Genomic DNA, 11,854 nt, shown 5'->3' with positions numbered 1-11,854 from the left:
GCCGGGCCCCCGGGGCGGCCCTTGGGGGCCGCGGGGCACCGGGCAGCTCATCGTGCCGGGTCCAACGCGGCGGCCAGGACGGCGGGCTCCGCCGACCAGCGCAGCCGCTCCGCCGGCAGATCCGTGTCGACCACGTCGACGCTGCCGAGGCACAGGTCCTCCCAGAACTCGATCTCCGCGTCCCGCGCCGGCTGCACCAGGGTGATGTCCCCGGCGTAGATGGCTGGCTCGTGGCGCGCGAGGGCGTCGCGCACCGGGGTGGCGGGGTCGTCCGCGGTGCCGGGGTCGGGCCGGTGGCCGGCGACCAGGCGCAGCCCCTCGACGAGCACCCCTCGTTCGGTCAGGTTGCGTGCCACCTCGACGGCGAGGACCGCCATCGGTCCGTGGGCGAGCAATTCCACCTGGGCCAGGTCGGCGTCGACGACCGCCTGGGCGTACGCGGCGGCGACGTTGTCCACCGAGGGCAGCAGCTCCAGCCCCGCACCGGTGAACACCCAGGCGGGGGCGGCGGGGCGCAGCGCCGCGGCGAGCGGCGCGACCCCGTCGAGCGACCCCGACTCGTCGGGCAGGAAGATCCGGGGTACGCCGGTGCCCTCGGCGTGCACGGCGACGAGCAGCTCGGCCGGCCGCTCCTGGCCCGTCTCGTGCGGCTGCTCCCCGGCCTCCGCGGCGGTGGTCAACCACTGCGCGAGCCGGGCGACGGTGGCCAGTTCGAGCAGGTTGCGCAGCACCTCGTCGAAGAACAGCGTGCGGGCCGGCGGCAGTTCCTCGATGATGCGCCCGGCCAGCTGGGCGGCGACCAGCGAGTCCCCGCCCAGCTCGAACAGGTTGCCGTCGCGCCCGACCGGCGTGCCCAGGGCCTCGCTCCACAACGCGACGAGGTTCCGTTCGAGCTCGGTCTCGGGTGCCGCGCCGGGCAGTCCGGCCCGCGTCCCGCCGTGCCGGCGGCCCAGCCCTCCCGCGAGGGACCGGCGGTCGATCTTGCCGTTGTCGGTGACCGGTAGCTCGTCGAGGATTTCCACGGTGCCGGGCACCATGTACTCGGGCAGCCGGGCGCGCAGGTGATCGGTGAGGGCCCGGGGGTGCGCGGGTGCGCGGTCGGCCTTGAACCGGGCGGCGAGCACGCACATGCCCATCCGCCCGACGAAGGTGCCTTCCGCCGGCAGGCAGACGCTGGTGTCGGCGCCCGCCCGGTCGAGGATGTCCCGCCACCGGTCGCGGGCGAGGAAAACCGTCCCGGTCCCGGCGCGGTCGTCGGTGAAGTCTCCGGTGGCGTCGTCGAGCCGGACCAGCAGCTCCAACGACGTCATGATCTGGTAGTGGTCCCGGGTCATCTCCAGGGCCACCAGCCATCCGCCGGGGGCGAGCAGCCCGCGCAGCCGTTCCAGGACCCGGTCGACGTCGGCGGTGGCGTGCAGCACGTCCCCGGCGACGACCAGGTCGAAGGAGTTGGGCGTGAGGCCCTGCTCAGTGGGGTCGGCGTCCAGGTCGTACAGGCCGAACCGGACGCCGGGCACGTCGGCGAAGCGGGCCTGCGACTGCCCCGCGAAGTAGGGCGACAGGTCGGTGCACAGATAGTCGATGTCCTGCCCGGCGAGCGCGTCGAGCACCGCGGCGGTGGTGCCGCCGCCACCCGCGCCGACCTCCAGCACGCGCAGCGGCCCGGGGTGCCGGCGGCGGGCGCCGAGGTCCGCCACGACGGCACCGGCAGCCCGGTTGGCCCAGCGGTTGAACACCGCCTCCTCGTAGAGTTGCTGGGAGACGTCCAGCCGGCCCTCGGGGAAGAGCAGCCGGAGCGGGTCCTCGTCGCCGCGTAGCAGGGCTGGCAGGTGGCGGATGCTGGCCCGGAAGTAGTCCAGCAGGCGCTCCTCGCTCGGCAGCGCCGCCGCCTCCACCGCGGCCCATGCAGCGTCGAGCGCGTCGGGTCTGACGGCGCCGGCCAGCCGGTAGCGGTCGCCGTCGATGGCCAGCAGTCCCTCGGCGACCAGGGCGGCGAGCCAGCGGCGCAGCAGCCGGTGGTGCCGGGGCGCGGCGTCGGTGGCGGCCACGATCTCGGCGGCGGTGTGGCGGTCGTCGGGCGAGGCGAACATTCCGGCGCGGCGGAAGGTGTCCAGCATGGCGGGCAGGGCCACCTGGTCGAGCCGGTGGGCGTACTCCAGGTAGCGGTCCGGGTCGACGCCGGCGAGCGCGGCGTCGCCGGCCCGGGCCGCGACTGCCGCCAGGTCGGCCACGTCGCCGGCCGGCGGCATCGCGGCGGCGGGCTGCGCGAAGGCGACGAGCGTGCGCTCCAGCGGCTGGTCGCCCGCGACCAGCACCGCCGCCGCGGCGACGTCCGGATGGCTCTGCAGGGCCGTCTCGATCTCGGCCAGTTCGATCCGGTGGCCGCGGATCTTGACCTGCTGGTCCTCCCGGCCAAGGAACTCGATGTCGCCGTCGGGCAGGTACCGGCCCAGGTCGCCCGTGTGGTACAGGCGTTCGCCGGTGACGGGGTGCACGATGAACCGCTCCGCCGTGCGCTCGGGGTCGTGCAGGTACCCGCGCGCGAGGCCGACGCCGCCGATGTACAGCTCTCCGGTCACCCAGTCGGGGCAGGGCCGCAGCAGCGGGTCTAGTACGTGGAAGGTCTGGTTGGCCAGCGGCCGACCGTACGGGATGCTGGCCCAGTCCGCGCCGACCGCCCCGACGGGGTAGTGGATCGACCAGATGGACGCCTCGGTCGCCCCGCCGAGGCTCACCACGCGGAGGCCGGGCACCTGGGCGCGGATCTGCTCGGGCAGGGCCACCGGGATCCAGTCGCCGGAGAGCATCGCCAGCCGCAGGGTGGGCAGCGCGGTGCCGGCCACCCCGAGGTAACCGGAGAGCATCTGGAGCTGGGCGGGAACGGAGTTCCACACGGTCACCCCGTGGGTGGCCACCAGGTCGGCCCAGTGCGACGGGTCCGCACGCCGCTCGGCGTCGGGGACGACCAAGGCCCCACCGACGGACAACGGGCCGAAGATGTCGTAGACCGACAGGTCGAAGCCGAGCTGGGACAGGCCGAGCACCCGGTCTCGCTCGCCGACGGCGAACCGGGCGTTGATGTCGAGAACGGTGTTCAGCGCCGCCTCATGGGTGATCATGACCCCCTTCGGCGTCCCGGTGGAGCCCGAGGTGTGGATGACGTACGCCAGGTCCTCGGGCCGCGCCCCGCCCGGTTCGCGGGGCGGGTCGGCCGGCGGCACCTCCTCCAGCGCCACGACGACGACCCCGGGCGGCCAGGGCCCGGCGGCCAGCTCGCCGGAGGTCAGCACGTACCGCACGCCCGCACCGGTGAGGATCGTCTCGCGCCGGGCCGCGGGTTGCACGGTGTCCACCGGCACGTACACCGCGCTGGCGAGCAGCGCGCCGAGGACGGCCACGACCTGCCCAGAGCCGCGTTCCAGGGTCACCCCGACGAGGTCGCCGGGTACGCAGCCCGACTCGACGAGCCGGGCGGCGACGCCGGTGGCGCGGGCGGCCAGGTCGGCGTAGCTGAGCGTGGTCGTGCCGTGGATGACCGCCGGGGCGTCCGGGGTCCGTCGGGCCTGGGCGAAAACCGCGTCGTGCAGGCGGGCGCGGGTCAGCGGGGTGGCGGTGGCGTTGACCTCCTCGCGGCGGCGCCGCTGCCGCTGCGGCAGCAGGCTCGACGGAACCCGCTGCCACGCCTGGTCATCGGTGGCGAGCTGGCGCAGCAGCTGCTCGAACGCGGCGAACATGTCCTCGGCGACTCCGTCGGGCAGCACGCCATCGCGCACGTCCCAGTTGGTCGACAGCCCGCCGTCGCGCTCGGAGTTCTGGCAGTCGATGACGACCTGCGGGGTCTGGCTGATGCCGTAGCCGAGCCGCCCGTGCGACGCCGCTGCCGGGGCGCCGGCTTCGCCCAGGCCGATCGCGCTGGTGAAGACGACGGGGAACAGCGCCGCGTCGGCACCGCGTCGGCGGGTGATCTCCCGCATCACCTCGATGCCGGAGAACGCCCGGTGGTCCATGTCCTGCCAGAGCTGGGCCTGTACGGCCCGGGCCCAGCTGTCGAAGGTGTCCGCCCCGCTCTGGCCGACCGCGAGCAGTTCCACCCCGGTGAAGTCGCCGACGACGGCGGGCACCTGGGGGTGCAGGGGCAGCCGGTTGAGCAGCGTGACGTTCAGGGTGAACGTGGGGCGGCGGCTCCACGCGGCGATGACGTGCGCGTACGCGGCGAGCACCGCGCAGGACGCGCTCACGTCGTGCTGGCCGGCGTGCTTGCGCAGCCCCTCCCACAGCTCGGGTTCCAGCGTGGCGGCCAGCCGGCGGAACCGGCCGTCGGTCTGCCGGGCGCGGCTGGTCAGCGGCAGCTCCGGGCCGGGCGGCAGGTCGTCCACGCGGCGCAGCCAGTAGTCGCGGTCGGCCTCTCGGTGGCTCGCCGTCCAGTTCCGCTCGGCCTGCAGGTAGTCCCGGAAGCCGATCTCCAGTGCGGGCAGCTGCTCGTTGCCGTGGTAGAGGTGGTGCAGCTCGTCGAGGATGATCTGGATGCTGACGAAGTCGGCGATGAGGAAGTCCACCGAGACGTGCAGCACGGCCTCGTCGTCGCCGCGGGTCACGCGTGCCTCGAACAGTGGCCACGCGTCGGGCCGGAACACCCGGTGGTCCATCTCGGCCCGCACCTCGGCCACCCCGCGGTCGAACTCGTCGCGTTCGCGCCCGCGCAGGTCGTGTACGGCGACGTGGTAGTCGTCGACGTGCGGCAGCACCCGTTGAGAACCGTCGATGTCGATCACCGCTCGGAGCATGTCGTGCCGGGCGATGAGCGCCCGCCAGGCGCGGGTCATCCGCTCCGGGTCCAGGTCCGGGTAGTGCAGCTCGCCGTAGCCGTGGCAGGCGACGCCGCCGTAGGCGAAGGTGGATCCGCGGCCCAGCAGGTACGCCGACTGCACCTCCGTCACCGGGAACGGGTCGTGGCGGTGCTCCGGATCCGGCACGACCCGCGGCAGCCGGCCGTTGGCCAGGTGGGCGAGAATCTCGTCGCGGCGGGACCGCAGTTGCGCGCGCCGCTCGTCGGTCATGAAGCCGGCGGGCGCGCGGAACTTCAGCGTGCCGTCCTCGGCCCACAGCCGCAGTCCGGCCCGTTCGAGGTCGGTGACCAGCCGCTCGACGGGGATGCGGGGGTCGTTGCTCATATGACACCTTCCTCGACGTCGTCGTTGGCCGACGCACGGAGCTGCTCGTCGACGGCGGCCGCGAGCTGGGCGAGCGCGGGCACGGCGAACAGTTGTCGCAAGGTCATGTCCACGCCGAGCCGCTGGCGCAGCGCCTCGAGCAGGCGGGTGGCCAGCAGGCTGTCTCCGCCCAGGGCGAAGAAGCTGTGCCGGCGGTCGACGACCGGCTGGTCGAGCAGCTGCGACCAGAGCCCGGCGAGGAGTTCCTCGGTGGGCCCCTTGGGCGGCTCGGCCGTGTCGTCGAGCGGGTCGGCGCGCAGCAGCGTCGCGAGCCGCTGGCGGTCGACCTTGCCGTTGGCGGTCAGCGGCAGCCGCTCCAGCGTCACGACGTATTCGGGCACCATGTACGCGGGCAGTCGCTCGGCCAGCCAGCCGGCCAGGTCCGGCTCCGTACCTTCGGTGGCGGGTACGACGGCGAGGCCGATGTGCTGTGCCGGCGCCTGGCCGACGACCAGCGCCACCGCCCGCCCGACGAGCGGGTGGGCCTCCGCGTTGGCCTCGATCTCGCCCAGCTCGATGCGGTGCCCGCGCACCTTGACCTGGAAGTCGACCCGGCCGAGGAACTCCAGCGTCCCGTCCGGCCAGTACCGGCCGAGGTCGCCGGTGCGGTACCAGCGCCGGCCCTCGTCGTCGACGCCGAACTGCCGGGCGGTCAGCTCGGGGGCGTTGCGGTAGCCCAGCGCCACCCCGGCGCCGCCGATGCGCAGCTCCCCAGGCACCCAGTCCGGGCAGTCCCGGCCGCGCGAGTCGGTCACTCGGTAGCGCTGGTTGCGCAGCGGACGGCCGTACGGGATGGAGCGCCAGTGCTCCGGCACCGCCGCGACCTCGCACGCGTTGGACCAGATCGCGGCCTCGGTGGCGCCGCCGAGGGCGACGAACCGGGCGTGCGGGGCGAGGCGTGCCAGCCGGCCCGGCAGGTCGAGGCCCACCCAGTCACCGGAGACCAGGGCCAGCCGCAGGCCGGCCGGCGGGTGCTCGCCGGCCGCCACGAGCAGCATGTCCAACAGCGCGGGCACCGAGTTCCAGACGGTCACCCCCCACCGGTGGGCCAGCCACGCCCAGCGGCGGGCCTCCCGGCGGTCCTCCTCGGCCAGCACGACCAGCGCCCCACCGGCGGCCAGCAGCCCGAACACGTCGTAGACGGACAGGTCGAAGTCCAGCGCGGAGACCGCCAGCACGCGGTCCTCCGGGCCGACCCCGTACCGGGAGTTGACGTCGGTCACCGTGTTGACGGCCGCCCGGTGGGTGATCTCCACCCCCTTGGGCTCCCCGGTGGAGCCGGAGGTGAAGATCGTGTAGGCCAGTGCGTTCGCGGCGACCGTCACCGGCCCGCGCAGCGGGGGCCCGTCCACGTCGGGGGCCACTGTGGGCAGGTGGTGCGCGCCGGGGCGGCCCACCACGGCGGTCACCTGCGCCTTGGCGTAGATCCGATCGCGGCGGGCGGCGGGCTGGTCGACACTGACGGGCACGTACGACGCGCCGGCGGCCAGCACGCCGAGCACCGCAGCGACCTGTTCCGGCCCGCGGGGCAGGGTGACGGCGACCGCGTCGCCCGGTTCCACCCCGGCGCGTAGCAGCGCCCCGGCGATCCGCAGCGCCCGTGCGGCCAGCTCGCCGTAGCTGATCGACGTCTCACCGTACGCGACCGCGAGCCGGTCGGGGTCGCGGGCGGCGTGGGCGAAGAACGGCTCGTGCAGGGTGTGCCCGGGCGCCGGGGCGTCGGTGGCGTTGACGGCGGCCCGGACGGCACGCTGCCCCGGCGGCAGCATGTCCGGCAGCGGCCGGTCCCACTCGCCCTCGGCGAGCCAGCACAGCAGCCGGTGGTAGGCGTCGAACATGGCGTCGAGCAGCCCGTCGGGGAACAGCTCGTCGACGCTGTCCCAGTTGAAGGTCAGCCCGCCGTCGCGTTCCATGACCTGGTTGTCCAGCCACACCTGTGGGGTCTGCGAGATGCCCCAGGTCAGCTCGCCGAACGGGAACCGCATGTTGACCAGGTCCGCGGCCACGCCGAGCGCGCTGGTGAACACGATCGGCATGCTGACCGTGCCGCTGTTGCGCCGGCGCGCCAACTCCCGCAGCACCCACAGGGCGGAGACGTCGTTGTGTTCCAGCCCGGCCCACAGGTCCTGCTGGAACCGGTGGGCGGTCTCCCGCCATGGCTCTCCCGCGCCCCCCCGGTAGCCGACCAGGACCAGCGAGGTGAAATCGCCGAGGATCGCGCCGATGTCCGGGTGCACGTCGTGGCGCTGGAACATGGTCAGGTTCAACGTCAGCTCGTCCTGCCCGCTGTACGCGCTGAGCACCTCGGCGTACGCGGTGGCGAGGACCGCGGCCGGGGTGAGCCGGTGGTCCCGGGCGCGGCGGGTGATCGCCGCCCACTGCTCGGGGGTGAGGCTGCGCTCGCGGCGGACAAACCGCGGGGCGACCAGGGTGTCGGGGTCGACGGCCAGCGGCAGCGCGGCGGCCGGGGCGATGTCGTCCAGGCGCCCGCGCCAGTACGCCCCCGCCCGGTCCACCGCCTCCGGCGGTGGCGCCGCGCCGAGCACGTAGTCGCGGAACGACACACCCAGCGGGCGCAGTTCGGCGCCGGGGTCGCGGTAGAGGGTGGACAGCTCGGCGAAGAAGATGACGATGCTCAGCGCGTCGAGCACGATGTAGTCGAAGCTGAACGCGACGCGGGTGCCGCCGGGGTGACGCACGGCCTGGATGTCGATCAGCGGCCACCGGGACGGGTCGGGGACGCGGTGGGACAGCCGCTCGCGCAGCGTCGTCAGGTGCTCCTGCCCCTCGTGCACGGTGATGGTGAACGGCGGCACCTCCGGCAGGATCCGCTGGTCGCCGTTGTCGTCGAAGACGGCGCGGAGCATCTCGTGCCGGGCGATGAGCGTGTCGACCGCCTCTCGCAGCCGGTCGAGGTCGACGTCCCGACCGTCGAACTCCCAGTACCAGTGGGAGCCGACCCCGCCGAGCGCGAAGTCGTCGGCGCGCCCCAGCCAGTACGCGCGCTGCACGTCCGTGGGCGGGAACGGCTCGTGCCGGTGGGCCGGGTTGGCGGTCAGCTCACGCCGCTCGGTGGGCGTGCCCGCGTCGCCGGCCGTACCCTCGGTGCGCAGCCGCGCCGCGAAGCCGGCCAGGTCGCGGGCGTGGAACAGGTGGTGCAGCTCGGCGCGGGCGATGCCGGCCTCGCGCAGCCGGGCCAGCAGCCGGGTGGCGACCAGACTGTCGCCGCCGAGGGCGAAGAAGTTGTCCTCCCGGCATACCTCGGGCACGCCGAGCAGCTCCGACCACAGGGCGGCCACGGCGGTCTCGACGCCGCCGCGGGGCGCGGTGCCGGTGGCCGCGGGTCGTGCGGCGAGCAGCTCGGGCAGCCGGGCGCGGTCGATCTTGCCGTTGGCCGACAGCGGGAACGCATCGAGGACCACCACGACGGCCGGCACCATGTACGGCGGAAGCTGTTCGGCGGCGCGCTGGCGGATCGACTGGGGGTCGGCCCCGATCCGGGTGACGGTGACGGCGGCGGCGAGGGTGTCCCGCTCGACGACCTGGGCGACCGCCCGGGAGACGTCCGGGTCGCGTTCCAGCGCGGCTTCGATCTCGCCCAGCTCGATCCGGTGTCCCCGAATCTTGACCTGGAAGTCGGTGCGCCCGAGGAAGTCCACTGTGCCGTCGGGCCAGTACCGGGCCAGGTCGCCCGTGCGGTACCAGCGCTGCCCGGCGTGCGCTACGAACCGGTCGGCGGTCCGCTGCGGGTCGCCCGCGTAGCCGGCGGCGACCGATCGCCCACCGATCCAGAGCTCGCCGGGAACCCAGTCCGGCCGGTCCCGGCCGTGCTCGTCGACGACCCGCATGAGCTGGTTGCGCAACGGCACGCCGTAGGGCACCGACCGCCAGTGCGGCGGCGGGTCGACGGGGGCGGGCTGCACGGTGGAGTGGATCGCCGTCTCGGTGGTGCCGCCGAGGCCGTACAGCCGGCTGGCCGGGGCCAGCCTGGCCAGCCGGCCGGCCAGGTCGAGGCCGACCCGGTCGCCGCCGAGCACGGCGAGCCGCAGCGGCAGCGGGCTCTCCCCGGTCGCGCCCGACGCCTCGGTCTCGGCCTGGGTCAGCAGCAGGTCGAGCACGGCCGGGACGGACTGCCAGACCGTCACCCGGTGCTCGTGGACCAGGCGCAGCCAGGCGGCCGGGTCGCGGCGGCTGTCCTCGGTGACGGTGACGACGGCGCCACCCGCGCCGAGCAGGGCGAACATGTCGAACACGGACAGGTCGAAGTCAAGGGCCGAGACCGCCAGGACGCGGTCGTCCGGGCCGATCGCGAACCGCCGCACGAGGTCGTCGAGGGTGTTCCTGGCCGCCCGGTGGGGCACCCGCACCCCCTTCGGCACGCCGGTGGAGCCGGAGGTGAACAGCAGGTAGGCGTCCTGCTCGGGGTCGACCGCCAGCGCGTCATCGCGCAACGGCACACCGGTGGCGGGGACGGTGAGCATCGTCGAGGAGTCGGCGGGCGACCCGGCCGCGGCCCCGGCGGTGGTGACGGTGAGCCGGACCCCGGCGGTGGCCCGGATCAGCTCGCGCCGGGCGTCGGGCTGGTCGACGCCGATCGGCACGTACACGCCGCCGGCGCGCAGCACGCCGAGCACCGCCACGATCTGGTCGGGGCCCTTCGGCAGGGTGACGGCGACGGCGTCGCCGGGGGCCAGGCCGCGGGCGGTCAGCTCGTCGGCCAGTGCCTGCGCCCGGCCCGCCAGTTCGCCGTACGTGAGCACGCCCGCCCGGTCCGGTCCGTGCAACACGGCCGGGCGGTCGGGCTCGCGGGCTGCCCGGGCGAAGACATCGCGGTGCAGCGGCCCGTCGTCGGTGGGGCCGGCGGTGTCGTTGGCCGCCGCCCGCGCGGCCAGGGTGCGGGCGGGCAGCGCGATCGGGGCGCGCCGGGACCAGTCCGTGGCCGGGTCGAGCAGCCAGTCGACGATCCCCAGATAGGCGGCGAACATGTCGTCGACGAACCCGTCGGGGAACAGCTCGTCCACGACGTCCCAGTTGAGATAGAGGCCGTCCTCGCGCTCCGTGATCTGGTAGTCGAGCCAGACCTGGGGTGTCTGGGACATGGTCCAGCCGGGCGGGCCGAAGCAGTCGCGGACGGCTGCGTCGAACAGCTCGCCGAGGTTCAGCGCGCTGGTGAAGACGACGGGCGCGCCGACTGGCTGGCCGGTCCGGGCGCGGGACAGGTCGCGCAGCACTTCGACTCCGCTGTACGCCGAGTGGGCGGCGTCGCTGCGCAGCCGATCCTGGTGCCGGCGGACGAGGTCGACGAAGCCGGCCGAGCCGGTCGTGTCGATCTCCAGCAGAATCAGGTTGGTGAAGTCGCCGACTACCGCGCCGACTTCGGGATGGACGGGGCGCCGGTCGTACATCGGCAGGTTCAGCACGAACCGGCCGCTGCTGCTCCAGGCGGCCAGCACCTCGGCGAAGGCGGTGAGGAACACCATCGACAGGGTGACTCCCGCCGCCGCCGAGCGCCGTCCCAGTTCCGCCTGCTGCTCCGGGGTCAGCCAGTGGTACCGGCGGACCACCCGGTGACCCTGCACGGTGGCCGGGTCGACGGCGGTCGGCAGTTGGGGCGGGCCGGGCAGCGTGGCCAACCGCTCGCGCCAGTACTCGCGGGCCCGGTCCCGAGCCGCGTCGGGCCGGGCGGCGATGGTGGCCAGGTACGCGGGATAGCTGAGGCCCACAGGGGCCACCTGCCGCTCCGGGTTCCGGTAGAAGGCCGCCAAGTCCGACAGGATGAGCCGGAAGCTGTGGGCGTCGGCGACCAGCATCTCGACGTGCACGTGCACCCGGGTGGCACCACCGGGCAGCAGGGACAGCTGGATGTCGAAGGTCTCCGCCTCCTCCACCCGCAGCCGGCGGTGGGACAACCGGTGGCGCAGCCGCGCCAGCTCCTCCTCGCACCGGCGCGGCGACAGCTCACGCAGGTCGTGCACCGTCAGGCCCGGCCACGGGCTCTCCGGCCGGATCTGCTGGGTGCCGTCGGCGTGGAACTCCGCCCGTAGCATGCCGTGCCGGTGCAGCACGGCGCGGACGGCGGCGTCGAGCCGGTCCGGTTCGACGCCGGCCCCGTCGAACTCGTTGTAGAAGTGGGCGCCCACGCCGCCCAGGGGCTGCCCGTCCGCCCGGCCGATCCAGTACGCGTGCTGCATCGTGGCCAGGCCGAACGGCGCGGACTCAGCCACGGCCACCGGCGGCAGCTGCGCCGGGCGGGCCTCGGCGTGACGCTTCGCGACCAGGTGCCACCACTGCGCGAGGGTGCGCCACTCGACGAGCTCGCTGAAGGTGACGGGGACGCCTCGGCTGTGCCAGCGGCTGGCCAGCCGCATGACCGCGATCGAGTCGAGGCCGAGCACCAGCAGATCGTCGTCGTCCCCGACGAGTGACGGCGGGCACTCGAGGGCCTCCGCGACGTCCTCGCGCATCCGGTCGAGGGTCAGGGTTGGATCGGTGTCGACGGCAACGTCCAATGTCGCGTCTCCTCAGTCAGCCTCTACCACGTCTCCGGTCGGCTGGCGCTAAGCTATCAGCGACTTACGACTTGGGTCTAGAGACAGTCGATGATACTCGGAAAGACTCGTCAGACAGGCAAGAGGAAAGGCGAC

2 protein-coding genes are annotated in these 11,854 nt (G+C 74.2%); both read right to left on the bottom strand.

Features of this window, described 5'->3' with window-relative positions; all coding sequences use genetic code 11:
* Positions 1-47 precede the first annotated feature (47 nt).
* Entirely contained in the window at positions 48-5,171 is a 5,124-nt protein-coding gene (locus ACFYM6_RS22920) for an amino acid adenylation domain-containing protein (RefSeq protein ID WP_387278490.1), read from the bottom strand.
* Positions 5,168-11,719, bottom strand: a complete 6,552-nt coding sequence (locus ACFYM6_RS22915; RefSeq protein ID WP_387278488.1) for an amino acid adenylation domain-containing protein — start codon at positions 11,717-11,719, stop codon at positions 5,168-5,170. Before ACFYM6_RS22915 ends, ACFYM6_RS22920 begins: the two co-directional genes overlap by 4 nt.
* Positions 11,720-11,854: the final 135 nt, after the last annotated feature.

The organism is Micromonospora sp. NPDC006431 (assembly GCF_042870725.1).
In the GTDB taxonomy this organism is placed as follows: Bacteria; Actinomycetota; Actinomycetes; order Mycobacteriales; family Micromonosporaceae; genus Micromonospora.
Note: the sequence above shows the minus strand (reverse complement) of the source record. Positions and strands in the feature narration are given on the sequence as shown.